The following is a 25232-nucleotide window of genomic DNA, read 5'->3' on the forward strand; positions in this document are numbered from 1 at the left end:
GCTTACACGCCCTTGTGGATCACGCCGTAGAACACCATCAATGCCGTCACCGCGATCCACACGATCGTCAGCGGGATGAACACCTTCCAGCCCAGGCGCATGATCTGGTCGTAGCGGTAGCGCGGGAAGCTGGCGCGGAACCAGATGTAGGCGCTGGCGAAGAACAACACCTTCATCAGCAGCCACGGCCAGCCGCCGGTCCAGATCCAGTTGACCCACGGCGAGATGTCCGCGGTCACCCAGCCCTGGATCGGGCTCAGCCAGCCGCCCAGGAAGAAGATCGAGACCAGGAAGCTGACCAGGATCATGTTGGCGTATTCGGCCAGGAAGAACAGCGCGAACGCGCCGCCCGAATACTCGACCATGTGCCCGGCTACGATTTCCGACTCGCCCTCGACCACGTCGAACGGCGCGCGGTTGGTCTCGGCCACGCCGGACACCCAGTACACGATGAACAGCGGGAACAGCGGCACCAGGAACCAGTCGAAGAAGCCGGAGTTGCCGGCCTGCGCCGCCACGATCATGCTCAGGTTGAGGCTGCCGGCGGCGATCATCACCCCGACCAGGGCGAAGCCCATCGCGATCTCGTAGCTGACCACCTGCGCGGCCGAGCGCATCGCGCCCAGGAACGCGTACTTGGAGTTGGACGCCCAGCCGGCCAGGATGATGCCGTACACGCCCAGCGAGGTCATCGCCAGCAGGTACAGCAGGCCGGCGTTGGCGTTGGACAGCACCAGCTTGGCGTCGAACGGCACCACCGCCCAGGCCGCGAACGCCGGCGCCAGGGTGATCAGCGGCGCGATCACGAACATCGCCTTGTGCGAACTGCTGGGCTGGATGATTTCCTTGAACAGCAGCTTGAACACGTCGGCGAAGGCCTGGAAGATGCCCATGCCCACGTACATCGGCCCGTGGCGCACGTGCATCCAGCCGATCAGCTTGCGCTCCCAGACCACGTAGAACGCCACCGAGATGATCACCGGCATGGTGATCAGCAGGATCTTCAGCACGATCCACAGGACCACGCCGATCGCGCCCAGGCCGACGAACCACTGGTGCAGCGGATCGACCACGTTCAACAGCATCTCGTTCATGCAGCCACCACCGTTACCCGGCCGGCACCGATCGGCGCCGTCGCACCATGGCCGGATTCGATCCAGGCCACCCCTGCCGCGACCCGCGGATCCAGCACCACCGGCAGCGTCGCGTTGCCGACGGCGTTGCCGACCTTGACCACCTGCCCGGCGGCCACGCCCAGTTGCGCGGCGTGCTCGGGATGCAGGCGGATCGCCGGCGCGTCGTTGAGCGGATGCGCCTGCAGCGCGGGCGCACGGCGCACCACCGCATCGGTGCGGTAGATCGCCGGCGTCGCCGCCACTTCGATGCCCTCGCCCGCCGCCGCGGCCTGCGCCGAACCGCGCAGGCTCACGCTGCGCGGCTGCACGCCGGCACGCAGGCCGGCCAGGTCGGTGAAGTCGAAGCCGGCCAGCTGCAGTTCGCCGCCAAGCGCACGCAGCACCCGCCAGCCTTCGCGCGCCTGATCCGGCAGCTTGCCGGCGGCACGCGCCAGCTGCTCGACGCCGTCCAGGTTGGTCAGCGTCGCGTCGATTTCCGGCAACGCGCCGATCGGCAGGATCACGTCGGCGACGTCGCGGGTGGAGGCGCAGGCGAATTGGCTGAACGCCACCACCTTGGCCGCGCCCAGCGCGGCGCGCGCGGCGCCGGCATCGGCGAAGTCCAGGCCCGGCTCGATGCCGTACAGCACATAGGCGCTGCGCGGCTCGGCAAACATGCCGGCCACGTCGCGCGCGCTCGGCAGCACGCCCAGCTTGGCCAGGCCGACCGCGTTGGCGCCCTGCGGCACGCGGCACAGCGCCGCGCCGGTGGCGGCGGCGAAGTCGCGCGCGGCGGCACGCAGCGCGGCGGCCTGCGGATGGTTCTCGACCAGCGCACCGACGATCAGCACCGCACGCCCGGCGGCGCCCTGCACCGCTTCGCGCAACGCCGCATCGGCGAGCGCGGCGGCGAAGCCGGATGGCGCCACGATCTGCTTGCCGGCCTGGTCGAAGGCGAAATCGAAATCGACCGGGTTGATCGAATACACGCGCGCCTGGCGCTGCATCCGCGCCTTGCGGATGCGGGCGTGCAGCAGCGGCAGCTCGTGGCGCAGGTTGCTGCCCAGCACCACGATCACGTCGGCCTGCTCGATCTGCGCCAGCGGCACCGCGAACGGCTCGGCCACGGCGGCGTCGGAGAAATCGCGGTTGCCGATGCGGTGGTCCAGGTTGCCGCTGCCCAGGCCCTCGGCCAGGCGCGCCAGCAAGGCGCCTTCCTCATTGGAGGTGGCCGGGTGCGCGAGCACGCCCAGCGCATCGCCGCGGTTGTTCTTCAGGATGTCGGCGGCGGCGGCCAGGCCATCGGCCCAGGACACTTCCTGCCACTGGCCATCGATCTTGCGCAGCGGCCGCGTGGCGCGGTCGGCGGCGTACAGGCCCTGGTGCGAATAGCGGTCACGGTCGGACAGCCAGCACTCGTTGACCGCTTCGTTGTCGCGCGGCACGGTGCGCAGCACTTCGCCGCGGCGCACGTGCAGGAACAGGTTGGAGCCCATCGCATCGTGGTAGCCGAGCGATTCGCGCGCGGTCAATTCCCACGGACGCGCGCGGAACTGGAACACCTTGTTGGTCAGCGCGCCGACCGGGCACACGTCGATGACATTGCCCGACAGCTCGGTGGTCAGCGGCTTGCCGTCATAGGTGCCGATCTGCAGGTTCTCGCCGCGGTACATGCCGCCCAGCTCGTAGGTGCCGGCGATGTCCGCGGTGAAGCGCACGCAGCGCGTGCACTGGATGCAGCGGGTCATCTCGGTGGCGACTAGCGGACCGATGTCCTCGTCGGCCACCACGCGCTTGCGCTCGTTGAAGCGGCTGACCGAACGGCCGTAGCCCAGCGACACGTCCTGCAGTTCGCACTCGCCGCCCTGATCGCAGATCGGGCAGTCCAGCGGGTGGTTGATCAGCAGGAACTCCATCACGCTGCGCTGGTACTTCAGCGCCTTCTCGCTGCGCGTGGCGACCTTCATGCCGTCCATCACCGGCGTCGCGCACGCGGGCGACGGCTTCGGCGACTTCTCCACGTCGACCAGGCACATGCGGCAGTTGGCCGCGATCGGCAGCTTCTCGTGGTAGCAGAAGCGCGGGATCGGAATGCCGGCCTTGTCGGCGGCCTGGATGATCATCGAACCCTTGGGCACGACCAGGGACTGGCCGTCGATCTCGACGGTCACATGTCCCTCCGGCACCACGGCCGGGGTCGCGCCAGGATTGTTGGGTTGCGCGCTCATGCGGCGGCTGCCTCCAGCTTCTTGCCGTCAACCATCGAATGACCGTTGACGATGTAGTACTCGAATTCGTCCCAGAACTGGCGCAGGAAACCCTGGATGGGCCATGCCGCCGCTTCACCGAACGCGCAGATGGTGTGGCCTTCGATCTGGCCGGCCACCGTCCTCAACTGGTGCAGGTCTTCCATCGTGGCCTTGCCGGCGACGATGCGCTCGAGCACGCGGTGCATCCAGCCGGTGCCCTCGCGGCACGGGGTGCACTGACCGCAGGATTCCTTGTGGAAGAACTGCGAGATGCGGCAGGCGAACTTGACGCAGCACACGCTGTCGTCGAGCACCACGATGGCGCCCGAGCCCAGGCCGGTGCCCAGCGCGCGCAGGGTGTCGTAGTCCATCTGCAGGCCCTTGAGCTGCTCGGCCTTCAGCACCGGCATCGACACGCCGCCCGGCACCGCGCCCTTCAGCGTGCGGCCCGGCTTGAGGCCGCCGGCCATTTCCAGCAGTTCGTCGAAGGTGGTGCCCAGCGGCACCTCGAAGTTGCCGCCCTTCTGCACGCAGCCGGAGACCGAGAAGATCTTCGGCCCGCCGTTCTTGGTCTTGCTCAGGCCCAGGAACCATTCCGGGCCGTTGCGGATGATCGCCGGCACCGAGGCGTAGGTCTCGGTGTTGTTGATCGTCGACGGCTTGCCGTACAGGCCGAAGTTGGCCGGGAACGGCGGCTTGTAACGCGGCTGGCCCTTCTTGCCTTCCAGCGACTCCATCAGTGCGGTCTCTTCGCCGCAGATGTAGGCGCCGGCGCCGAGCGCGCCGTAGATGTCGATGTCCACGCCGCTGCCGAGCACGTTCTTGCCCAGCCAGCCGTTGGAGTAGGCGTCCGCCAGGGCCTGTTCGAAGTGCTCGAACGGCTCGTGGTGGAACTCGCCGCGCAGGTAGTTGTAGCCCACCGTGCTGCCGGTGGCGTAGCAGGCGATGGCCATGCCCTCCACCACCGAATGCGGGTTGTAGCGCAGGATGTCGCGGTCCTTGCAGGTGCCCGGCTCGGATTCGTCCGAGTTGCACAGGATGTACTTCTGCGGCGCGCCCTTGGGCATGAACGACCACTTCAGGCCGGTCGGGAAGCCGGCGCCGCCGCGGCCGCGCAGGTTCGACTGCTTGACCATCTCGACCACCTGCTCCGGCGCGATCTTCTCTTCGAGGATCTTGCGCAGCGCGGCGTAGCCACCGGTCTTCAGGTAGCTCTCGTACGACCACGGGGTGTCGTAGTGCAGCGTGGTCAGCACGACCTGGTGCGGCAGTGGGGCCGGCCCGACCGGGCCGGTGGGAGCGTGGGGATGCTGTGCCATTGCCGTTACTCCAACCCGTCCAGCAGCGCGTCGACCTTGTCCTTGGTCAACTGCTCGTGATAGTGGCCGTTGATCACCATCATCGGCGCGCCGGCGCAGCCGGCAAGGCATTCTTCTTCGCGCTTGAGGTAGACGCGGCCATCGGCGGTGGACTGGCCCAGCTTGCAGCCGAGCTTCTTCTCCGCATGCGCGACCAGGTCTTCGGCGCCGTTGAGCCAGCAGCTGATGTTGGTGCAGAAGGCGACGTTGTTGCGGCCCACCTTCTCGGTCTCGAACATCGAGTAGAAGCTGGCGACCTCGTAGGCCCACACCGGCGGCAGCTCCAGATACTTGGCCACGCCGACGATCAGCTCGTCGGTCAGCCAGCCCTGGTTCTGCTCCTGCGCGGCGTGCAGGCCCTGCAGCACCGCCGAACGCTTGCGGTCCGGCGGGAACTTGGCCAGCCAGTGATCGATGTGCGCGCGCGTCTTGTCGCTCAGCACCAGCATCGGATCGACGTCGCGCGCCGCTTCGAAATTACCTGTCGCCTTCATCGGTCGACCTCACCAAACACCAGATCATAGGTACCAATCATCGCCACCACGTCGGCCAGCATGTGCCCGCGCACGATCGCGTCCATCGAGGACAGATGGGCGAAGCCCGGCGCACGCAGGTGCACGCGGAACGGCTTGTTGGCGCCGTCGGACGCCAGGTAGCAGCCGAACTCGCCCTTCGGCGCCTCGACCGCGCAATAAGTCTCGCCGGCCGGCACGCAATAGCCTTCGCTGAACAGCTTGAAGTGATGGATCAAGGCTTCCATGTCGTCCTTCATCTCCGCGCGCTTGGGCGGGGCGACCTTGAAGTTCTCGACCATCACCGGGCCAGGATTGGCCTTCAGCCACTTCACGCATTGCTGGATGATGCGGTTGGATTCGCGCATCTCGGCCACGCGCACCAGATAGCGGTCGTAGCAGTCGCCGTTGGTGCCGACCGGGATGTCGAAATCCACCGCGTCGTACTTGGCGTAGGGCTGCTTCTTGCGCAGATCCCACTCGATGCCCGAGCCGCGCAGCATCACCCCGGTCATGCTCCAGCCATAGGCCTGCTCCGGCGTGACCACGCCGATGCCCACGGTGCGCTGCTTCCAGATGCGGTTGTCGGTGAGCAGGGTCTCGTATTCGTCGACCCGGCCCGGGAAGGTATTGGTGAAGTCTTCCAGGAAGTCGAGCAGCGAGCCTTCGCGCGCGGCGTTGAGCCGCTTCAGCGCGTTGCCCTTGTGCCAGCGCGATTCCTTGTACTTGGGCATGCGGTCCGGCAGGTCGCGATAGACGCCGCCGGGCCGGTAGTAGGTCGCGTGCATGCGCGCGCCGGACACCGCCTCGTAGCAGTCCATCAGCTCTTCGCGCTCGCGGAACGCGTACAGCATCACCGCCATCGCTCCCAGATCCAGGCCGTTGGAACCGACCCACATCAGGTGGTTCAGGATGCGGGTGATCTCGTCGAACATGGTGCGGATGTACTGCGCGCGCTCCGGCGCCTCGATCCCCATCAGGGTCTCGATCGCGCGCACGTAGGCGTGCTCGTTGCACATCATCGACACGTAGTCGAGGCGGTCCATGTAGCCGATCGACTGGTTGAACGGCTTGGACTCGGCCAGCTTCTCGGTGCCACGGTGCAGCAGGCCGATATGTGGATCGGCGCGGACCACGGTCTCGCCGTCCATTTCCAGGATCAGGCGCAGCACGCCATGCGCGGCCGGATGCTGCGGGCCGAAGTTCATGGTGTAGTTGCGGATCTCCTGCTTGCTTTCGGCAGGATTGCTGGCGAAGGCGTCGTGCGCCTGGTGGTACTCGCTCACTTGGCGGGCTCCTTGAATGCTTCGCCCGCGGCGGTCTGGTAGCGCGCATCGTCGCGGATCACGCGCGGCACGCCGACCCGCGGCTCGACCGAGGTCACCGGCTCGTAGACCACGCGCTGCTTCTCTTCGTCGTAACGCACTTCGACGTTGCCGATCAGCGGAAAATCCTTGCGGAACGGATGGCCGACGAAGCCGTAGTCGGTGAGGATGCGGCGCAGGTCCGGGTGGCCGGCGAAGACCACGCCGAACAGGTCGAACGCCTCGCGCTCGAACCAATTCGCGCCCGGCCAGATGTCGGTGACCGAGGCCACCACCGGCAGGTCTTCGTTCGGCGCATAGCAGCGCACGCGCAGGCGCTGGTTGTGGCGATAGGAGATCAGCTGCGCGAGCACCGCATAGCGCTGCAGCGGCACCGGCAACGGCTGGATGTCACCGGCGGTCTCGCCGCTGGGGAACTCGCCCCAGCCGAAACGGCCCATGCCCTTGCCTTCGACGCCGCGACTGAAGCCCTGCGACGACACGTCGGCGGTATCCCACTCGTCGCTGCCGTAGCCCAGGTAGTCCACGCCGCACAGGTCGGACAATTGCTCGAAACCGAACTCGTCGCGCAGCGCCAGGCAGGTGGCGTGCCAGGCGTCGGCCGGCACTTCCAGGGTGACTTCGCCACGCGGGAGGACCACGAACACCTGGCTGCCGGGGAAACGGGCGCCGAGTCGGTCGCTAAAGGAAGATGCTTGCTCTGCCATGGGGGCTTGGCGTGCTCTTAAGAAGTAAGAGGAATCAGCGCGCGATGGTCTGGGTTCGCCAGATCTTCTTCTGCAGCTGCAAGATGCCGTAGACCAGCGCTTCGGCGGTCGGCGGGCAGCCCGGGACGTAGATGTCCACCGGCACGATGCGGTCGCAGCCGCGCACCACCGAATACGAATAGTGGTAGTAGCCGCCGCCGTTGGCGCAGCTGCCCATCGAGATCACCCACTTCGGGTCGGGCATCTGGTCGTAGACCTTGCGCAGCGCCGGGGCCATCTTGTTGACCAGGGTGCCGGCGACGATCATCACGTCGGACTGGCGCGGCGACGGGCGGAACACCACGCCGTAGCGGTCCAGGTCCAGGCGCGCGGCGCCGGCGTGCATCATCTCGACCGCACAGCAGGCCAGACCGAAGGTCATCGGCCACATCGAGCCGGTGCGCGCCCAGTTCAGCAGCGCATCGACGCTGGTGGTCACGTAGCCCTTCTCGAGCAACGGGTTCTCGCCTTCGGGACGCAGGATGTCGTCGACCCGCCCTTCCGGGATCGGGTTGGTCATCAGGCGATCCAGGGTCTGAATCACTCCCATTCCAGCGCTCCCTTCTTCCACACGTAGATAAAACCGAGGAACAGCATGCCGACGAACAGGCCCATGGTGACCAGGGAGCGAGCGCCCAGGTCCATGAACACCTGCGTCCACGGCACGATGAAGATGATTTCCAGATCGAAGACGATGAACTGGATCGCGATCAGGTAGTAGCGCACGTCGAACTTCATGCGCGCGTCTTCGAAGGCCTCGAAGCCGCACTCGTAGGGCGAGAGCTTCTTCGCGTCGGGACGCCGGGGACCGAGGAACCGTCCCACCAGCATCAGCGCGACGCCGATTCCGGTGGCCACGATCAGAAACAGTAGGGTGGGCAAATATTCGGCCAGCACTCGCAATTCTCTCTTGCCTGTGCCCGCGCGCGTGCCGCGCAGGCATGGGATAGACGATCTTCCGGCAAGGGACGTGACGTTCCTGCGCAGAAACCGTAGCCAAACAATGGTGCCCAAGAGGGGACTCGAACCCCTACGACCTAAGTCGCTACCACCTCAAGGTAGTGCGTCTACCAATTCCGCCACCTGGGCTTGCGTATCGCGCGCGGCATCCCGCCGCGCAACATATTGTAACCGTCTTCAGTCTTTCTGCGATGGGGCAGGCGACTTTTGTTGTGCATTTTCCGGCGGCTGCTGCGCGGGCACCGCAGCGGCAGGTGCGGCAGCGGCCGGCGCGGTCGAGGCCGGGGCCTGCGGGATCTGCAGCTCGCCGGCCGGCGCGGCCGGCGACGGAGTCGCGGCCTGCGACATCACGCCGAGATTGGCCTCCGCGGCCGGGCGCGCGCTGTGGCCGGCATACCAGGCCATGAACAGGCTGATGCCGAAGAACACCACCGCCAGCCACTTGGTCGACTTGGACAGGAAGTTGGACGCGCCGCGCGATCCGAACACGGTGCCGGACGCACCCGCGCCGAAGCCCGAACCCGCCGCCGCGCCGGAACCGCGCTGCATCAGGATCAGCGCGATCATCGCGATCGCCACCAGCACGTAGACCACATTGAGGATGACCATCAGCATTTCGAAATCCGTCCGGACAGTTGCGACTTGAGTAGCGAGCGGCCGCCAGCACGGCGACCGTTCGGTTAACGGGCGGCCGCCGCTCGCGCGATGGCCAGGAACTCTTGGGCGACCAGCGAAGCGCCGCCGACCAGCCCGCCATCGACGTCCGGCTGTGCGAACAGCTCGGCGGCGTTGTCGGGCTTGACGCTGCCCCCATACAGGAGCGGCAGCGAATCAGCGATTCTAGCATCGTGGGCGGCGACTTCGCCACGGATGAAGGCGTGTACCGCCTGCGCCTGGGCCGGGCTGGCGGTGCGCCCGGTGCCGATCGCCCACACCGGCTCGTAGGCGACCACGGCCTGGGCGAAGCCCTGCGCGCCGACCAGCGCCAGCACCGGCGCCAGCTGCGCGGCGATGACCGATTCAGTCTGGCCGGCCTCGCGCTGCTCCAGGGTCTCGCCCACGCACAGGATCGGGATCAGCCCGGCATGCAGCGCCGCGGCGAACTTGCGCGCGACCAGCTCGCTGTTCTCGTGATGGTACTGGCGCCGCTCCGAATGCCCGACCAGGCCGTACTCGGCGCCGACATCGACCAGCATCGCCGCCGACACCTCGCCGGTGTAGGCGCCCTTCTCGTTGCTGCTCACGTCCTGCGCGCCGAAGCGCAACGCATGGTCCTCGAAATCCTCGATCAGGTCGCCCAGGTACGGCAGCGGCGGCAGGATCACCACCTCCACGCCGTCGGCGGGCAGGCCCGCGGCCACCTCCTGCACCAGCGCGGTGGCGAAATGGCGGTTGCCGTGCAGCTTCCAGTTTCCGGCTACGATCTTGCGTCGCATCGGCGCGTTCTCCGGCGAAAAAGTGCCGAAAGGATAGCCCATGCGCGGTGAGGCCCGGCGCCGGCGCCCCGCTTCGCCGCCTCCGCTGCCGCCCCGCCCCACCCTTTGCCGCCTCTGCGAGACCGCCATGCCCCAGCCTTCCGGCCATGCCCTGATCACCGGCGCCTCCAGCGGCATCGGCCGCGAGATCGCCCGCGAATACGCGCGCCGCGGCGTGCCGCTGATCCTCAGCGCGCGGCGCGAGGCGCTGCTGCAGGCGCTGGCCGAGGAACTGCGCGCGCAGGTGCCGGTGCAGATCGTGGTCGCCGACCTGGCCGACCCGGCGGCACCGGCCGCGCTGGTGGCCGAACTGGAACGGCGCGGCCTGGCGGTGCGGATCCTGGTCAACAACGCCGGCTACGGCGTGCCGGGCCGCTTTCCCGACAGCGACTGGGCTACCCACGCCGCGTTCCTGCAGGTGATGGTCGGCGCGGTCTGCGAACTGACCTGGCGCCTGCTGCCGGCACTGCGCGCCAGCGGCCAGGGCCGCATCCTCAACGTCGCCTCGTTCGCCGCGCTGGTGCCCGGCGCCGACGGCCAGACCCTGTACGCGGCGGCGAAGAGCTTCATGCTGCGCTTCAGCGAATCGCTGGCGCTGGAAAACGCCGACCGCGGCGTCAACGTCTGCGCACTGTGCCCGGGCTTCACCTGGTCCGAATTCCACGACGTGACCGGCACCCGCGCGCAGATGAACAAACTGCCAAGCTGGGCCTGGCTGCAGACCGCCGCGGTCGCGCGCGCCGGCATCGACGGCGCCGAACACGGCCGCGTGCGGGTGGTGCCGGGCGCGTTCTACCGCGCACTGCTGGGCCTGGTCGCATTGCTGCCGAATGCGCTGCTGCTGAGAGTGATGCGACGCGGCTCCCAACGAATCAGGCCGTTGTGAGGCCGGGATTGGGGATTCGGGATTAGGGATTCGCAAGAGCGGATTCCCGAGCCAGCGCTTGTATCCGCAGCGCACGCCCCGCTTTTGCGAATCCCCAATCCCGAATCCCCAATCCCGACTATTTCAGCTTGATCTCGCGCAACCGCTCTTCCAGATACCCCTGCGCGGTGATCGGCTCTGGGTAGCGGCTCGGGTTGTCGGCGCTGATGCACGAGGGCAGCACGTCGATGACGAAATCCGGGTTCGGGTGCAGGAAGAAAGGTACCGAGTAGCGCGGCTGCCGCGCCTGTTCGCCCGGCGGATTGACCACGCGGTGGGTGGTCGAGGGATACACGTGGTTGGTCAGGCGCTGCAGCATGTCGCCGATGTTGACCACGATGGTGTCGGCGTCGGAGGTGAACGGCACCCACTCGCCGTGCTTGGACTTCACTTCCAGGCCGGCGGCGCTGGCGCCGACCAGCAGGGTGATCAGGTTGATGTCCTCGTGCGCGCCGGCGCGCACGTTGGGGATGTCGTCGGCGGTGATCGGCGGGTAGTGGATCGGGCGCAGGATCGCGTTGCCCGAATCGGTCTTGTCGGCGAAGTAGTGCTCGGGCAGGCCGATATGCAACGCCAGCGCCGCCAGCACGCGCGCGCCGAGCTGGTCCAGCGCCTGGTACAGGCCGTAGCCGTGCTCGCGGAAGCCCGGCACTTCGCTCGGCCACAGGTTCGGCAGCATCACGTCGCGATATTTTGAATCCTCGCCAATCTCGCGGCCGATGTGCCAGAACTCCTTCAGGTCGAAGTGCTTGGAGTCCTTGGCGGTCTCCACGCCGAACGCGGTATAGCCGCGCGCGCCGCCGCTGCCGGGCACGTGGTACTTGCGCTTGACCTCCTCCGGCAAGGCGAAGAACGCCTTGAACACGCCATAGGCCGCATCGATCTGCGCCTGCGCGATGCCGTGGTTGCGGATGCCGGCGAAGCCCCACTCGCGATAGGCCGCGCCCAGTTCGGCGACGAAGGCGTCGCGGTCTGTGTCGAAGCGGGTGATGTCCAGGGTCGGAATGCGCGCAGTCATGGCAGGAACCGTCGTGGTGAAGGGAGAAACGCCGCGATCAGATCAGCAGGCGGTACAGCAGGTAGAAGGTGGCCGCCTTGGCGATGACCACCACGATGCCGATGGCGATCGACTCACGCCGCGTCACGGACCGCCTCGGCGAGCTTTTCCAGGGTGTCGCGCATCAGCGCCGCATCGTCGGCCTCGACCGTGACCCGCAGCACCGGCTCGGTGCCGGACGGACGCAGGAAGGCGCGCCCGCGCCCCTGCACCGCCGCCTGCGCCGCAGCCAGCGCGGCCTGCACGCTGGCCGCCTCGGCCGGGCGCGCGCCTTGCTGCAGGCGCACGTTGACGGTCTGCTGCGGCACCTTGCGCAGGCCCTGCAGCGCCTGGCGCAGGCTCTGCCGCGAGCGCTTGAGCACCTCCAGCACCTGCAGCGCGCTGACGATGGCGTCGCCGGTGGTGGCGCGGTCCAGGCACAGCATGTGCCCGGAAGTCTCGCCGCCGAGCACGCCGCCGTGCTCGACCAGCGCCTGGTGCACGTAGCGGTCGCCGACCTTGACCCGCAGGAACGGCAGCTGCAGCGCGGCCAGGGCCTGTTCCAGCCCGTAGTTGGTCATCAGCGTGCCGACCACCGGCCCGCGCAGGCGGCCGCTGGCCTGCCAGCCGCAGGCCAGCACGTACAGCAGGTCGTCGCCGTCGACCGGGTTGCCCTGGTCGTCGGCCATCAGCACGCGGTCGCCGTCGCCGTCGAAGGCGATGCCCAGCTGTGCGCCATGCTGGCGCACGTTGCTGGCGAGGTTGTCGATGTGCATCGAGCCGACCCCGGCGTTGATGTTGAGCCCGTCCGGCGCGGCACCGATCGCGATCACCTCGGCGCCCAGCTCACGGAACAGCAGCGGCGCGATGTGGTACGTCGCGCCATGCGCGCAGTCCAGCACCACCTTCAGCCCGCGCAGGTCGAAGCCGCGCGGCACGCTGGCCTTGCAGAACTCGATGTAGCGGCCGATCGCGTCGCGCGCGCGCATCGCCTTGCCCAGGCGCTCGGATTCCACCGTGGCGAACGGCGCGTCGAGCGCGGCTTCGATCGCGCTCTCGGTGGCGTCGTCGAGCTTCTCGCCCTCGGCGGAAAAGAACTTGATGCCGTTGTCGTAGTGCGGATTGTGCGAGGCGCTGATCACGATGCCGGCGTCGGCGCCGAGGGTGCGGGTCAGGAACGCCACCGCCGGAGTCGGCATCGGCCCGAGCAGTTGCACGTCGACACCGGCGGCGACCAGCCCGGCCTCCAATGCCGATTCGAACATGTAGCCGGAGATGCGCGTGTCCTTGCCGATCACCACCGTCGGCCGCGCAGTGCCGGCGGCGCCGGCGCCGAGCACGCGGCCCAACGCATTACCCAGGCGCATCACGAAATCGGCGGAAATGGCGCCCTGCCCGACCCGGCCGCGGATGCCGTCGGTGCCGAAGTATTTGCGGGTGCTCATGCGGCTGGGAATGGGGAATGGGGAATCGGGAATGGGGCAAAGCCCGGGAATTGCGCCGGCCCAACGAAACGCGCGCTAGATGCGCAATCCATCGGCCGCGCGGGACCACGAATCCCGAATCCCGAATCCCGAATCCCGGCCTTCATGCCACCACCTCGGTCTTCGCCGGGGCCGGCTGGCGCATCATCATCGCCAGCAGTTCGGACAGGCGGTCGCGCAGTTCGCGGCGGTCGCAGATCTGGTCGATCGCGCCGTGCTCGAGCAGGAACTCCGAGCGCTGGAAGCCTTCCGGCAGGGTCTCGCGCACGGTCTGCTCGATCACCCGCGGGCCGGCGAAGCCGATCAGCGCGTACGGCTCGGCGATGTTGATGTCGCCGAGCATGGCGAAGCTGGCGGAGACGCCGCCGGTGGTCGGATGGGTCAGCACCGACACGTACGGCAGGCCGGCTTCGCGCAGGCGGCCGAGCGCGGCCGAGGTCTTGGCCATCTGCATCAGCGACAACAGGCCTTCCTGCATGCGCGCACCGCCGCTGGCGGAGAAGCACACGAACGGCGCGCCGATCTGCAGCGCGGTCTCCGCGGCCAGCGCGAAACGCTCGCCGACCACCGAGCCCATCGAGCCGCCCATGAAGGCGAAATCGAACGACGCGGCGACCAGCGGTTGCCCTTTGAGCAGGCCCTGCATCGCGATCAACGCGTCGTACTCGCCGGTGCTCTTCTGCGAGATCTTGATGCGTTCGCTGTACTTCTTCTGGTCCTTGAACTTCAGCGCGTCGGTCGGGCCCAGGCGCGCGCCGATCTCGGTCGGCGTGGTGTCCGGATCGAACAGCGAGGCCAGGCGCGCGCGCGCGCGGATCGCCATGTGGTGGCCGCACTTCGGGCACACCTCCAGGTTCTCCTCCAGCTCCGGCCGGTACAGCACAGCGCTGCAGTTGGGGCATTTCTCCCACAGGCCTTCGGGGACGCTGCGCTTCTTGCTGGGCGTGCTATCGGTGCGGATGCCGGAGGGCATCAATTTGCTGAGCCAACTCATGCGGAATGACGATCCAGTCGCGCGGCCCACCAGGCCGCCAAGGGGCGACAGTCTAGCGCGGTGCTAGATATCGCGCCGCAACGACGTCATGCGGGCCGCAGCGCCACGCCGGTTGATGCGCCGCAACATCCCTACCCCGTTGCCGGCGCGCAATCAGGTCGCATAGCAAGCGGGGGCTTGCCTCCCCGCTCCTGACGGGCGAGAGAGCACGGCATGCATGCCGTGAAGCGCCACGCCATTGGTGCGGGCCGGGCCGCGGAGCGGGCGCAGCGGCGAAGGTATGGGCGAAGCCGCGCAGCCTACCTCTCGGGCCTAGAAAACCGGCAGCCGAGCCGCTACCGCAAACGCCTGCCGACCTTGCCACCGGACGGCGCCAACCGCCGGCAGATCCAGGCCTTCACCCCTGGTCCAACGCCTGCCGCAATGGCGCCAGGAACGCCAGCGCGCGTTCGCGCACCGCCTCCAGGGTCGTCGCCTCGGCCAGCGCCGCGACCAGCGCGCTGCCGACCACCACGCCGTCGGCGTCCACCGCCATGGCCTTGGCGCTGGCGGCGTCCTTGATCCCGAACCCGGCCACCACCGGCACCGCCGAACGTGCGCGCAGCTGGCGCAGGCGGTCGCCGGCGGCCCGGGTGTCGAGGTGGTCGGCACCGGTGACGCCGGCGAAGCTGACGTAGTACAGGTAACCGCGCGCCGCATCGCACAACAGGCCGATGCGCGCGTCGCTGGTGGTCGGCGAGGCCAGCACGATCAGGTCCAGGCCGGCAGCGGCGAAGATCGCCAGGGTTTCGGCCGACTCTTCCGGCGGCAGGTCGACTAGCAGTACGCCATCCACGCCGGCCGCCACCGCTTCCTCGGCGAAGCGTGCGGTGCCGTGGATCTCGACCGGGTTGAGGTAGCCCATCAGCACCACCGGCGTGGCCGCATCGTCGCGGCGGAACGCGCTGACCGTCTCCAGCACGTAGGCCAGGCCGGCGCCGCGCGCCAGCGCGCGCTCGGAGCTGCGCTGGATGGTGGGACCGTCGGCCATCGGGTCGGAGAACGGCACGCCGAGTTCGATCACGTCGGCGCCGGCCTCGACCAGCGCATGCATCGCCGGTACCGTCGCCTCCAGCGACGGATCGCCGGCGGTGACGAACGGGATCAGCGCCTTGCGCCCGGCCTGGCGCAGCGCGTCGAAGCGCGCGGCGATGCGGTTCGCGGCGCGGCTCATGCGCAGCCCTCCACCAATTGCACGGCGTTCCAGCTTCCCCAGTACATCGATGTCACGTTGCCTTCTCCGGTGTCGTAGCGGACCGCGAACCCATGTTGCGGGTCGCGCCAAGTCAGATAAAGATCGTTGCCGCCGCCGCGTTCGCTCACAGCACCATGCCTTCGCGCGCGGCGATGGTGTGCACGTCCTTGTCGCCGCGACCGGACAGGTTGCACAGCACCAGCGCGTCCCTGGGCAACTCGCGCGCCAGCTTGATCGACTGCGCCACCGCGTGGCTGGATTCCAACGCGGCGAGGATGCCCTCGGTATGCGCCAACAGATGGAACGCGGCCAGCGCCTCGTCGTCGGTGATGCCCTGGTAGACCGCGCGGCCGCTGTCGGACAGGAACGCGTGCTCGGGGCCGACGCCCGGGTAGTCCAGGCCGGCGGAGACCGAATGGGTTTCGATGATCTGGCCGTCGTCGTCGCAGATCACGTAGGTGCGGTTGCCGTGCAGCACGCCGGGCCGGCCGGCGGCGATCGAGGCGGCGTGGCGGCCGCTGGCGATGCCGTCGCCGGCGGCTTCGGCGCCGTAGATCTTCACCCCCGGATCGTTGAGGAAGGCGTGGAACAGGCCGATGGCATTGCTGCCGCCGCCGACGCAGGCGCTGATCGCGTCCGGCAGGCGGCCGTAGTCCTCGAGCATCTGCGCGCGCGCCTCGCGGCCGACGATGGCGTTGAAGTCGCGCACCATGCGCGGATACGGATCCGGGCCGGCGACGGTGCCGATGATGTAGAAGGTGTCCTGCACGTTGGTCACCCAGTCGCGCATCGCCTCGTTCAGCGCGTCCTTGAGCGTGGCCGAGCCGGAGGTCACCGGCACCACCCGCGCGCCGAGCAGCTGCATCCGGTAGACGTTGATCTTCTGCCGCTCGATATCGGTGGCGCCCATGTACACCACGCACTCCAGGCCCAGCCGCGCGGCCACCGTGGCGCTGGCCACGCCGTGCTGGCCGGCGCCGGTCTCGGCGATGATGCGGGTCTTGCCCATGCGGCTGGCCAGCAGCGCCTGGCCGATGGTGTTGTTGATCTTGTGCGCGCCGGTGTGGTTCAGGTCCTCGCGCTTGAGCAGGATCTGCGCGCCGCCGACTTCGCGGCTGAGCCGCTCGGCGTGGTAGATCGGGCTGGGCCGGCCGACGTAGTGCTTGAGGTCCTTGTCGTACTCGGCGATGAAGGCCGGATCCTGGCGCGCCTGGTCGTAGGCCGCGGCCAGTTCCTGCAGCGGCCCGATCAGGGTCTCGGCGACGAAGCGGCCGCCGTAGCGGCCGAAGTGGCCGTTGGCGTCGGGATAGGCGTGGAAGTCGCTGATGGGGGCGGAGGACATGGCGATCACGGCAAGTAGGACAGGCCTGCACTTTAGCGCACGCGTCGCCCGGCAAAAACCGATAAAGTCTGCGCATATCCGTCAGGAAATCTCACATGTCCGGTCTGCGCCGCCTGCCCTCGCTGAATGCCCTGCGCGCGTTCGAGGCCGCCGCGCGGCTGCGCAGCGTCGGCGGCGCGGCGGCCGAGCTGCACGTCACCCACGGCGCGGTCAGCCGCCAGATCCGGCTGCTGGAAGAGGAACTGGGGCTGGCGCTGCTGCAGCGCGAGGGCCGCGGCATCCGCCCGACCGCGGCCGGCGAGCGGCTGCGCGACGCGGCCGGCGGCGCCTTCGCCCAGTTGCAGGACGCGGTGGCGGAACTGCGCCGGCCGGCGCGGCCCAGCGCGCTGGTGCTGGGTTGCCCGGGCAGCATCCTGGCGCGCTGGATGATTCCGCGGCTGCAGGCGCTGCAGCGCGACCTGCCCGCGCTGACCCTGCACCTGTCCGCGCACGAAGGCGAATTCGGCGCAGAGCTGGACGGCCTGGACGCCGCGCTGCTGCTCGGCCAGGCGCCGTGGCCGGACGGTTGGCAGGTGCACGTGCTGGCGCCGGAGCGAATCGGCCCGGTGCTCAGCCCGGCGCTGCCGCAGGCACAAACACTGGCGGCCGGTCCGCCCTCGGCACTGCTGCAACAACAGCTGCTGCACACCGCCTCGCGCCCGCAGGCGTGGCCGTCCTGGGCACAGGCGCATGGCGTGGACCCTACCGCGCTGCGCTACGGCACCGGCTTCGAACACCTGTACTACCTGCTCGAAGCGGCGCTGGCCGGCATCGGCGTGGCGATCGCGCCGCAGCCGCTGGTCGCGGATGACCTGGCCAACGGCCGCCTGCTGGCGCCGTGGGGCTTCGCCGAGACCGGCGGGCAGTGGGCGCTGTGTGCGCGCCGGGAACAGCAGGACCCGCGGGTGCAGGCGCTGGCGCGGTGGCTGGCTGGCGAGTTGCAGCAGGACGGCGGCTAAGCAATTTCTTTCGCCTGGTTGCCGGCGACTAGCGTTGCAGAGATGCCTCCGGAGACGCGAAGCGGCTACGGCCTAGCGTGCGACGCGTTGTCGGATGTCTGTCGCGGCTGAAGCCGCTCCTACAGGGGCTCCCCGGCTGCTGAAAGGCATCGGCCGCTGCGCGCGGTCGGCGCGACCGCGTCAGCCGGCAGGGGTCGGCGCGGCCAGGCGCTGCTGCAGCTCGTCGCGCAACCGCGCCAGTTCGACCTCGGCCGCGCGCCGCTGCTGCATGCCGTCGCGGTGGATCTCGCGCACTTCTTCCACCGTGGCGATCAACTGCTCGTGTACGTGGCGCAGCGTGTCCATGTCGATCACCGCGCGCTGGTTGGCGCGCGCGGTGTCCACCGAGGTCTGCCGCATCAGTTCGGCGTTGCGGCGCATGATGTCGTTGGTGGCGTCGTCGATGGCGTTGGACAGCGCCGCCGCGTTCTGCTGCTCGCTCAGCGACAGCTGGATCGCGAACTGGCGCTTCCACGACGGGATGGTGATGTCGCGCACGGTGTTGAACTTCTCGATCAACTGCAGCGCGTTGGCCTGGATCAGGCGGATCATCGGCAGCGCCTGGTCGGCGGCGTGCTGCATCACCTGCAGGTCGCCGACGCGCTTGTCGAGCAGGCGGATGGCGGTGTCGATCTCGGCGCGCTGTCCGCGCGCCTGCGGATCGTCCTGCCCCGCCAGCGCCAGATGCTGGTGCTGCAGTTCGGCCAGTCGCAGCTTGCCGGCAGCCACGTGCAAGCCCAGCTCGCGGCGTTCGGCCTGCACCATCTGATGCATGCGATCGAACTCGCCCACGCGCTGGCTCAGGCTCGTCTGCTGCGCACCGACATCGCGCAGCAACTGTTCGATCTGGCGGTTGGTGTCGCTGAATTTCTGCACCAGCTCGCCCTTGGAGGCGCGCAGCCGGTCGATCAGGCCGCCGATCAGCGGCACCCGCGAGCGTTCGCCGAGCTGGTCCAGCTTCAGCGCGCGCGCGATCCGCACCACCTCGCCGAGCTTGTCGCCGGTGGCTTCGAGATCGCGGTTGCGTACCTGCTCCAGCAACTGGCTGGAAAAGGCCGCGGTATGCGCGGCGACCTCGCTGCCGAACAGGTGCAGGCTGCCCGGGGCCACCTCGCGCAGCCCCTGCGCAAGCGCTGCGATCTGCTCGCGATCGTCGGCCACCAGGCCCAGGGCCTTGAGCTCGGCCGCATCGGGTGTGGCCGGCGCAACCTGCGGCAGCAGCGGATTTTCCTGGGTCATCGTGCTTCTCTCCTTCGATAGCGGGACGCGGCGGCTCGGGCGCAGGCTCAGCGCAGTCTAGCCCGCATCGCCTGGAGTTCGGCCAGGATGCGCTGCTGCGCCTGCGCGGCGCGGGTGGCGTGGGCCGCGCCATGCGCCGCCTGCAGCGCCGACTCGGCCTGGCGCCATGCCGGCAGCAGCACCTCGCGGATATGCCGATAGCGCTGCAGCAACTCGTTGCCCTGCTGTTGCAGCAGGCGCCACTGCGCGGCCTCCAGCCGCCAGGCGACGGCGACGCGCTGCAGGTGATCCAGGCGCCGGCTCCAGGCCTCGGCCAGTTGCGTGCCGCTGGCCGGCACCGACACGGCGGCGATCCAGCGTTCGAGCGCGGCGACGCCGGCATCCGCGGCGGCAGCCATCGCGCCATGCCCATCGAGACGCTGCTGCAATCCGGCCGCCTGCTGGTCGGCGCGCAGCAGCACCACGCCCATCTGCGAACTGAGTGTTTCGGCCTCGGCCTGCGCTTCCAGGTCGCGCCCGAGCAGCCGCCCGAGCACGCCGCTGGCGCGACGGATGCGCTGCGGATCGCGCGCTTGCAGCGCCTGCTGGATGTGCTCCAGCTCGCGGACCAATGCGGCACCGCCATCGGCTGCGGTATCGCGCTGCGCCAGCACCTGGCCGACGGCGTCCAGCAACGGCGCCGCGTAGCTCGCCGCGGCCTGGGCGTCGCCCATCTGCAGCGGCGCGGCAGGCGGCTGCGGCAGCGCCGGGGCGGTGTCCGCGCTCACGCCGGGCTGGGCTCCGGATCGTCACCGCGCGCGGCCCCGGCCTCGCCGTAGAAATGCCGCGCCAGCGCTTCGTCGAGCTGGCGTTCGGCCAGCGTGCGCGGGCGGCGCTCGCGCGGCGCGACCGCGGCCGGCGTGACCGGCTCGCGCAGATAGGCGCGGACCGCCTCGGCCAGGCCCGCGAGCGCCTGCCCGGCCTGGGCGTGGCCTTCGTGCGAGCGCGCCAGCGCGTCCAGCAACGGCTGCAGTTCGGGCGCCGGCGGGGAGGCAGGCGGCGGCGCGGAAGCGGATTCGGAAACGGCGGGGGCCGGCAGCGCACGCTCGCGCTCGGCCAACACCTGCTGCAGCAGCGCCAGCATCTGCTCCCAGCGCTGCTGCGCCGATGCCGGTTCGTCGCGCAGCACCTGCAGGCCGCTGGCGATGTCGGCCAACTGCGCCACCATGCGTCCGCCGACATCGGCCTCGTCCGCGCCCATCGCCTTGTTGCGCAGGAAATCGCGCTTGATCTGCTCCCAGCGCGCCAGGTCCTCGGCGCCCATCGCGCCGCGCAGTTCGGCCAGCTTGAGCAGGTTTTCCTCGGCGCCGCTGGTCAGCAGTTGTGCCTCGCCCAGGTAGTGATCGGAGATCAGCTGCTGCAGCTCGGCCTCGTTCATCACCGGCGAGATCTTCTCCGCCAGCTTGTTCATGTTGCGGTAGCTGCCCTGCAGCCGGAACGGCGGCTCGCTGCGGTAGCGATCGTCCTGCGCGGCGCTGGCGATGTACTGCTGGTTGACCCGGTAGACCACGTCGCGCACGCGCAGCATGCGCTGCAGGGTGGCGACGATCTCGTTGATCTCCGCACCGCTGTAGGCGTGGCTCAGCGCATTGGTGGAAATCTCCTTGCCGCGGGCGCGCTCGACCAGCAGGTACAGATCGGCCAGTTCGCGCGTGGCCAGCGGCGCCAGCACCGGATTGGAGGTCAGGCTGTTCTCGATGTAGCTGAGCACGAACGCGTCCTCCATGCCGCCGAGCACGTCGCCGAGGTTGTAGACGTCGGCGCGGTTGGCGAGCATGTCCGGAATCTTGAACACCTCGCCGGACTCGGTGTACGGATTGCCGGCCATCACCACGCAGAACTTCTTGCCGCGCATGTCGTAGGTGCGGGTGCGGCCCTTCCACACGCCCTCGATGCGACGGGTGCCGTCGCACAGCGAAATGAACTTCTGCAGGAATTCCGGATGGGTGTGCTGGATGTCGTCGACATACAGCATGGTGTTGTTGCCCATCTCCAGCGCCAGGTTGAGCTTGAGCAGTTCCTGCCGCGAGGTGGCGTCCGGCGCCTGCGCCGGATCCAGCGAGCGCACCGCGTGCCCCAGTGCTGGGCCGTTGATCTTCATGAAGACCAGGCCGAGGCGGCTGGCCACGTATTCCATTAGCGTGGTCTTGCCGTAGCCCGGCGGCGAGATCATCAGCAACAGACCCATCAGGTCGCTGCGCTTGTTCTCGCCGACGGTGCCCATCTGCTTGGCCAGGTTGTCGCCGATCACGCCCAGATAGACTTCGTTGATCAGCTTGTTGCGCACGAACGAGGACAGCGGCCGCGCCTTGAACTCGGACAGGCGCAGCTGCTCGCGTTCGCGCACGATGACCTGCTGGCGCAAGGCCTGGTAGTGGCGGAAGCCCGGCACGAAGGTTTGCTCGTGGCGGTGCAGGCGCGCCAGGAAATCGTCGATGGCGATGGTCAGGCGGCCGCCCTCGATGCGCGGATGCTCGCCGAGCAAGCCCTCCACCGTGGTCATCAACAGCACCTCGCTGTGCTGGCTGCGCAGCCGCGAGGCCAGCAGCACGATCGCCACCGCTTCCGGCACGTAGCCGGCATAGGCGACGAAGCGCGGATCCTGGCACAGGCCGTGCAGCCAATGGCTGGCCAGGGCCCAGCCGGCGGCGAGCTGGCCGCGCACGCGCTCCAGCGAACGATCGAACTCTTCGCGCAGGCCGGCCTCGCCCAAGCGCGTATGCAAGGCGTCGAGCAACTCGCGCGCGTGGCGGCTGAGCGGGAAGGTCGGCTCGCCCAGCGCCAGCTCGGCGGCCAGGTAGGCGGCGGCGGCCGCGGCGTGGCCGGCATCGAACGGCAGCAGGCTGTCGTCGACGAAGCGCTGCAGCGCCTGCTGCATCTCGGACTGCAGCGCCTGGCGGCCCTCGCCTGCGCCGAACAGGCGGAAGATCGCATCGGCGCCGGCTTGCCGCGCGACCCATGCCGCGACCGCGGCGTCGCGCTGGCGCTCGGCCCAGAACGCCATCGCCAGCGCGCGCGCGGCCGGCGCATGCACCAGCGTGCCGGCCGCCTGATGCAGCGGCAGCAAGGCCTGCAGGATGCGCGTGGCGTCGTGGTCGTGGATGCCGCGTTCGTAGCCTTCGCGATAACGCGGCGCGGCGAAATCGCGCACGCTGCGGGCCAGCGCGTCGGGCGTGGCCGCCTGCTGCTGCAGGCCAGGCAGGTCGAGTCCGTCGCGGCCGGCCAGCGCGGATTCGAGCAGGCTGCCGGCCAGGTATTCGCCGCGGTACAGGTCCGGCGATTCCGAATCCAGCGTCACCTGCCAGTAGGCGCGCGTGGCCTCCAGCGCGGCGTCGTGCAGCGGCTCCAGATAGTCGGTGCCGGTGAGGTGCAGGGCCAGTCCGTCCTCGCGCGGCAACAGGGTCAGATCCAGCGCCTGGGTGTTGACGCTGAAGCGGTGCCGCGGGCCGAGCCGGACCACGTTGCCGCCGGACTCGAACAACTCGCTGCGGTCGCGCAAGGCGCGCACCGCCTGGTCGCGCACGCCCTTCAGCCGCGCCTCGACATCGTCGGCCTTGACGCTGTCGCGGTAGCCGCGCAGGCGTTCGGCCAGTTCGCGCAGCTTGAGGATCAGCGGATCGCCGGCGAAGAAGGCATTGAGTTCGTCGGCCGTGGCGAAGCGTTCGGTGCGCCTGGGCAGGCCATCGAGGATGCGCGTGGCGGCGTCGAGCAGCGAGCGCGCCTTGCGCTGGCGCTCGTCGAGCAAGGCCTGCTTGTGGCTGTCGAAGGCCTCGATCAATTCTTCGCGCTTGCTGAGGATGTCGCCGAGGAACTGCTCGTGTTCGCCGAACTGGCTCTCCAGTTCCTCCAGCTGCAGCAGCAACCGCGACAGCTGCTCGTCGGCGCGCTCGGGATCGGTGGACAAGGACAGCGCGCTGGTGATGGCCTGGCCGAACAGCGCGAACTGCGCCGCGAACTGGGCCACGCTCTCGGCCGAGCCCAGGGTCTTGCGCCGCTGCTCGGCGCGCGCGCGCGCCTGGTTGAGCCGCGCATAGACTTCGGACAGGGTTTCGACCACGCGGGTGCGCTCGGTGGCGTCGTCGACCTTGAGTCCGGCCATCAGCTCGGAGAGCAGGTCCAGGTCGTTGGACAGCGCCTGCATCGCCTGCAACTGTTCGGACAGCGTGCGCGCGGTAACCGCCGCCTGCGCCGCCGCGTCCAGTTCGGCCAGGCGTGCGTTCAACGGCGCCAGCGCGGTCTCGCTGCCAAGAAAGCGGCCGGTGGCCGCGCCGACCGTCTCGTGCGCCTGCTGCAGCGCCGCGCCCATCGCATCGATCGCCGCGGTATCGATATAGCGGTATTCGCGGATCGTCAGCAACTGCCCGCGCTGGGCGGCGATGGCATTGAGCGGCTCGACGAACTCCTGGATCCCGGTCCAGTTTTCTGGCTGCAGCCGTGCCAGCAGCGCCTTGTGCGCGGCGACGGCGTCGACCATCGCCTGCTCGGACTGCTGGCGGATCGACAGCACCTTCTCGTATTCGTCCAGCACCGCTTCGCCGGTGGCGCTGATGCCGCGCAGCACGCCGCCGAGACCGCCGCAGTGTTCGTCGTCCAGCCAGTGGTGGGCGTCGAACAGGCGCCGCGCGTCCTCGACCAGCAGCTCGTAGCGCTGCACCGAGACCTCGTCGTGCTCGATCGCGCGCGCCAGCCCGAACAGGTTGGAGATGCCGCGCACCAGTTCGGCATTGCCGATGCGGCCGAGGAAGCTGTTGCCCGGCGTGCGGCGCGCGGCGAATTCGTCGCTGCTGAATGGCGTCTGCCAGACCTGCATCGGATGGATCCGGGTCGGCTCGGTGCCTTCGGCATGGAACAGCACCATGCGCCCGTCCTGCAACAGCGCATAGCCATGGCCGAACACCGGGTTCTGCAGCGCGCGGCGGATGGTGTTGTAGACGAACAGCGCCGACTTGCCGCCTTCGCGCTCGTAGAAGATGTACAGCACGTCCTCGCCGTTGGGCGAGCGGATCGCGCGCTTGAACTGCATGCCGTCCATCGCCGCGTCGAACGCCTTGTGATCGCCGTTCTGCAGGTAATAGCCGCCGGGGAAGATGATGCCGTGGTCCTCGGGCAGCTGCACGCAGGCCTGCACGATGGCGTCGTTGCGCACGATGCGGCCGCTGAGCGTGTTGTAGATCAGCCCGCGCCATTGCGTCTCGCGGTACGGCAGCACCTTGAGCAGGACCAGCGTGCCGACCCGCGCGAAATCGAACTGCGCGTCGTCCAGCGACTGGGTCTTGTCCTCGACCGGCTCGCTGTAGATGCCCTGCCCGGTCTCGGTGTTGTTCTCGACCTTGATGGTCAGGTCGCCGCCGATGGTTTCCACGAACAGGGTGTCGAGGATGTTCAGGTGCGAATGGCGGCCGTTCACCGCCATCTCGCGGGTGGCGCGGGTCCATTCGAAATCGAACGGCGGCGGCAGCGCGATGTCGCGTTCGCCGCGTGCGTCGATGTAGGTCAGCTCGCCGGCGCTGTCGATCGCCCAGCGGAACACGCGCACGTCGGCGCTGCGCTCGCCGATCTGGAACGACGCCAGCAACTTGCCGCCGATGACGATCAGCTGCAGCAGCCGCGCGTGCTTGTAGTAGGCGTACAGCTCGCCGAAGTCGTGCACGAAGCCGGGTTGGCCGAGGAAACTGCCGGCCACGTCGATCGGGCTGACGTCGTAGCCGTCGGCGCCCTCGACCAGCCGGTACAGGCCGAACACGTCCTCGATGCGGGTCTGGTTCTTGAGCCCGAGGAACACGTTGTAGCCGAACAGCAGCATGTCCTGGCCGACCTGCACGATGTCGCGGCCGACGCAGTTGTTTTCGGTGCGGATGCGGAAGCGCCCGACCACCTCGAGCCGGCTGTCGCCGAATTCCTGCAGGCGCTGCGCGTTGAGCGCCTCGACCGCTTCGTGCAGGCGCGCGCCCTGCTCGACCAGGCGCCGGCGCAGCACATCGTAGGCGCCGCCCTGGGCGACGGCCTGGTCGACCTGGGACGGATTGGCGCCCTCGGGCTGCGGATCGGTCGGGGATTGGGTTGCTGCCATCGTCAACGGCTCCTGCCGGCTTGCATGCGGCCGGCGCGCGTCGCCGCGCGCCGTGTTCTCAGCGGGGTCCGGCGGCACGTGGCCGCCGCTGG

At 69.0% G+C, this 25232-nt stretch carries 21 protein-coding genes and 1 tRNA gene; 2 read left to right on the forward strand and 20 right to left on the reverse strand.

The window, feature by feature from the left end; genetic code table 11:
* Positions 1 to 2: 2 nt before the first annotated feature.
* The 11 genes from nuoH to tpiA form a co-directional block, all read right to left on the reverse strand.
* Positions 3 to 1094: an NADH-quinone oxidoreductase subunit NuoH gene (gene nuoH / locus HEP75_RS13720; RefSeq protein ID WP_185823892.1), complete on the reverse strand. Its 1092-nt coding sequence runs from the start codon at positions 1092 to 1094 to the stop codon at positions 3 to 5.
* On the reverse strand, positions 1091 to 3343 hold the full coding sequence (nuoG, locus tag HEP75_RS13725; RefSeq protein WP_185823893.1) for an NADH-quinone oxidoreductase subunit NuoG: 2253 nt from the start codon (positions 3341 to 3343) through the stop codon (positions 1091 to 1093). The genes nuoH and nuoG overlap by 4 nt, the downstream gene beginning before the upstream one ends.
* Positions 3340 to 4683 carry an NADH-quinone oxidoreductase subunit NuoF gene (gene nuoF / locus HEP75_RS13730; protein WP_185813279.1) on the reverse strand — a complete coding sequence of 448 codons (1344 nt, stop codon included), beginning with the start codon at positions 4681 to 4683 and terminating at the stop codon, positions 3340 to 3342. The genes nuoG and nuoF overlap by 4 nt, the downstream gene beginning before the upstream one ends.
* A 5-nt stretch (positions 4684 to 4688) precedes the next feature.
* A complete protein-coding gene (gene nuoE, locus HEP75_RS13735; protein ID WP_185813280.1) occupies positions 4689 to 5216 on the reverse strand; it encodes an NADH-quinone oxidoreductase subunit NuoE in 528 nt (175 codons plus the stop codon).
* The gene (locus HEP75_RS13740) at positions 5213 to 6520 is read right to left on the reverse strand and encodes an NADH-quinone oxidoreductase subunit D (protein ID WP_185813281.1); all 1308 of its coding nucleotides are present in this window, start codon (positions 6518 to 6520) and stop codon (positions 5213 to 5215) included. Before HEP75_RS13740 ends, nuoE begins: the two co-directional genes overlap by 4 nt.
* Positions 6517 to 7266 (reverse strand): NADH-quinone oxidoreductase subunit C, encoded by a 750-nt coding sequence (locus HEP75_RS13745; protein ID WP_003467426.1) that lies wholly within the window; start codon positions 7264 to 7266, stop codon positions 6517 to 6519. The genes HEP75_RS13740 and HEP75_RS13745 overlap by 4 nt, the downstream gene beginning before the upstream one ends.
* A 34-nt stretch (positions 7267 to 7300) precedes the next feature.
* On the reverse strand, positions 7301 to 7855 hold the full coding sequence (locus HEP75_RS13750; RefSeq protein WP_003467428.1) for an NADH-quinone oxidoreductase subunit B: 555 nt from the start codon (positions 7853 to 7855) through the stop codon (positions 7301 to 7303).
* Positions 7846 to 8202: an NADH-quinone oxidoreductase subunit A gene (locus HEP75_RS13755; RefSeq protein WP_179563846.1), complete on the reverse strand. Its 357-nt coding sequence runs from the start codon at positions 8200 to 8202 to the stop codon at positions 7846 to 7848. Before HEP75_RS13755 ends, HEP75_RS13750 begins: the two co-directional genes overlap by 10 nt.
* A 107-nt stretch (positions 8203 to 8309) precedes the next feature.
* A tRNA-Leu gene (locus HEP75_RS13760) sits at positions 8310 to 8394 on the reverse strand.
* A gap of 48 nt (positions 8395 to 8442) precedes the next feature.
* Positions 8443 to 8880, reverse strand: coding sequence for a preprotein translocase subunit SecG (secG, locus tag HEP75_RS13765; protein ID WP_185813282.1), 438 nt, complete (start codon positions 8878 to 8880; stop codon positions 8443 to 8445).
* Positions 8881 to 8945: 65 nt separating this feature from the next.
* Positions 8946 to 9701 (reverse strand): triose-phosphate isomerase, encoded by a 756-nt coding sequence (gene tpiA / locus HEP75_RS13770; protein WP_185823894.1) that lies wholly within the window; start codon positions 9699 to 9701, stop codon positions 8946 to 8948.
* A gap of 127 nt (positions 9702 to 9828) precedes the next feature.
* On the opposite strand from tpiA, the gene HEP75_RS13775 reads away from it, so the two are divergent.
* Positions 9829 to 10626, forward strand: a complete 798-nt coding sequence (locus HEP75_RS13775) for an SDR family NAD(P)-dependent oxidoreductase (RefSeq protein ID WP_185823895.1) — start codon at positions 9829 to 9831, stop codon at positions 10624 to 10626.
* Between the two features lie 118 nt (positions 10627 to 10744).
* Here the strand turns inward: HEP75_RS13775 and HEP75_RS13780 are convergent, their stop codons facing one another.
* From HEP75_RS13780 to trpB, 6 genes are all read right to left on the reverse strand, one after another.
* Positions 10745 to 11683 carry an isopenicillin N synthase family oxygenase gene (locus HEP75_RS13780; RefSeq protein WP_185823896.1) on the reverse strand — a complete coding sequence of 313 codons (939 nt, stop codon included), beginning with the start codon at positions 11681 to 11683 and terminating at the stop codon, positions 10745 to 10747.
* A 113-nt stretch (positions 11684 to 11796) separates the two neighbouring features.
* On the reverse strand, positions 11797 to 13146 hold the full coding sequence (gene glmM / locus HEP75_RS13785; RefSeq protein WP_185823897.1) for a phosphoglucosamine mutase: 1350 nt from the start codon (positions 13144 to 13146) through the stop codon (positions 11797 to 11799).
* A 142-nt stretch (positions 13147 to 13288) separates the two neighbouring features.
* Positions 13289 to 14179 (reverse strand): acetyl-CoA carboxylase, carboxyltransferase subunit beta, encoded by an 891-nt coding sequence (accD, locus tag HEP75_RS13790; protein ID WP_185823898.1) that lies wholly within the window; start codon positions 14177 to 14179, stop codon positions 13289 to 13291.
* A 397-nt stretch (positions 14180 to 14576) separates the two neighbouring features.
* Positions 14577 to 15392 (reverse strand): tryptophan synthase subunit alpha, encoded by an 816-nt coding sequence (gene trpA, locus HEP75_RS13795; protein WP_185823899.1) that lies wholly within the window; start codon positions 15390 to 15392, stop codon positions 14577 to 14579.
* Positions 15389 to 15541: a hypothetical protein gene (locus tag HEP75_RS13800; RefSeq protein WP_185826708.1), complete on the reverse strand. Its 153-nt coding sequence runs from the start codon at positions 15539 to 15541 to the stop codon at positions 15389 to 15391. The genes trpA and HEP75_RS13800 overlap by 4 nt, the downstream gene beginning before the upstream one ends.
* Positions 15538 to 16755: a tryptophan synthase subunit beta gene (gene trpB / locus HEP75_RS13805; RefSeq protein WP_185823900.1), complete on the reverse strand. Its 1218-nt coding sequence runs from the start codon at positions 16753 to 16755 to the stop codon at positions 15538 to 15540. The genes HEP75_RS13800 and trpB overlap by 4 nt, the downstream gene beginning before the upstream one ends.
* Positions 16756 to 16850: 95 nt before the next feature.
* On the opposite strand from trpB, the gene HEP75_RS13810 reads away from it, so the two are divergent.
* Positions 16851 to 17753: a LysR family transcriptional regulator gene (locus tag HEP75_RS13810; protein ID WP_185823901.1), complete on the forward strand. Its 903-nt coding sequence runs from the start codon at positions 16851 to 16853 to the stop codon at positions 17751 to 17753.
* Positions 17754 to 17933: 180 nt separating this feature from the next.
* Here HEP75_RS13810 and HEP75_RS13815 read toward each other — a convergent pair whose 3' ends face one another.
* The 3 genes from HEP75_RS13815 to HEP75_RS13825 are packed head-to-tail and all read right to left on the reverse strand — an operon-like array spanning position 17934 to position 25140.
* The gene (locus HEP75_RS13815; RefSeq protein WP_185823902.1) at positions 17934 to 19031 is read right to left on the reverse strand and encodes a toxic anion resistance protein; all 1098 of its coding nucleotides are present in this window, start codon (positions 19029 to 19031) and stop codon (positions 17934 to 17936) included.
* A gap of 47 nt (positions 19032 to 19078) precedes the next feature.
* On the reverse strand, positions 19079 to 19798 hold the full coding sequence (locus tag HEP75_RS13820) for a hypothetical protein (RefSeq protein ID WP_255423856.1): 720 nt from the start codon (positions 19796 to 19798) through the stop codon (positions 19079 to 19081).
* Positions 19795 to 25140, reverse strand: a complete 5346-nt coding sequence (locus HEP75_RS13825) for a DNA repair ATPase (protein WP_185823903.1) — start codon at positions 25138 to 25140, stop codon at positions 19795 to 19797. The genes HEP75_RS13820 and HEP75_RS13825 overlap by 4 nt, the downstream gene beginning before the upstream one ends.
* Positions 25141 to 25232: the final 92 nt, after the last annotated feature.

The sequence above is a fragment of the Xanthomonas sp. SI genome, from assembly GCF_014236855.1.
Taxonomy (GTDB): domain Bacteria; phylum Pseudomonadota; class Gammaproteobacteria; order Xanthomonadales; family Xanthomonadaceae; genus Xanthomonas_A.

Excerpts from the sequence above, each read along its gene's own strand:
- HEP75_RS13825 (WP_185823903.1), bottom strand. The coding sequence starts at position 25,140 with ATGGCAGCAACCCAATCCCCGACCGATCCGCAGCCCGAGGGCGCCAAT.
- nuoG (WP_185823893.1), bottom strand. The coding sequence starts at position 3,343 with ATGAGCGCGCAACCCAACAATCCTGGCGCGACCCCGGCCGTGGTGCCG.
- nuoE (WP_185813280.1), bottom strand. The coding sequence starts at position 5,216 with ATGAAGGCGACAGGTAATTTCGAAGCGGCGCGCGACGTCGATCCGATG.
- accD (WP_185823898.1), bottom strand. The coding sequence starts at position 14,179 with ATGAGTTGGCTCAGCAAATTGATGCCCTCCGGCATCCGCACCGATAGC.
- HEP75_RS13750 (WP_003467428.1), bottom strand. The coding sequence starts at position 7,855 with ATGGGAGTGATTCAGACCCTGGATCGCCTGATGACCAACCCGATCCCG.
- tpiA (WP_185823894.1), bottom strand. The coding sequence starts at position 9,701 with ATGCGACGCAAGATCGTAGCCGGAAACTGGAAGCTGCACGGCAACCGC.
- secG (WP_185813282.1), bottom strand. The coding sequence starts at position 8,880 with ATGCTGATGGTCATCCTCAATGTGGTCTACGTGCTGGTGGCGATCGCG.
- HEP75_RS13745 (WP_003467426.1), bottom strand. The coding sequence starts at position 7,266 with ATGGCAGAGCAAGCATCTTCCTTTAGCGACCGACTCGGCGCCCGTTTC.
- glmM (WP_185823897.1), bottom strand. The coding sequence starts at position 13,146 with ATGAGCACCCGCAAATACTTCGGCACCGACGGCATCCGCGGCCGGGTC.
- nuoF (WP_185813279.1), bottom strand. The coding sequence starts at position 4,683 with ATGGCACAGCATCCCCACGCTCCCACCGGCCCGGTCGGGCCGGCCCCA.
- HEP75_RS13815 (WP_185823902.1), bottom strand. The coding sequence starts at position 19,031 with ATGACCCAGGAAAATCCGCTGCTGCCGCAGGTTGCGCCGGCCACACCC.
- HEP75_RS13810 (WP_185823901.1), top strand. The coding sequence starts at position 16,851 with ATGTCCGGTCTGCGCCGCCTGCCCTCGCTGAATGCCCTGCGCGCGTTC.
- trpA (WP_185823899.1), bottom strand. The coding sequence starts at position 15,392 with ATGAGCCGCGCCGCGAACCGCATCGCCGCGCGCTTCGACGCGCTGCGC.
- HEP75_RS13775 (WP_185823895.1), top strand. The coding sequence starts at position 9,829 with ATGCCCCAGCCTTCCGGCCATGCCCTGATCACCGGCGCCTCCAGCGGC.
- trpB (WP_185823900.1), bottom strand. The coding sequence starts at position 16,755 with ATGTCCTCCGCCCCCATCAGCGACTTCCACGCCTATCCCGACGCCAAC.
- HEP75_RS13780 (WP_185823896.1), bottom strand. The coding sequence starts at position 11,683 with ATGACTGCGCGCATTCCGACCCTGGACATCACCCGCTTCGACACAGAC.
- nuoH (WP_185823892.1), bottom strand. The coding sequence starts at position 1,094 with ATGAACGAGATGCTGTTGAACGTGGTCGATCCGCTGCACCAGTGGTTC.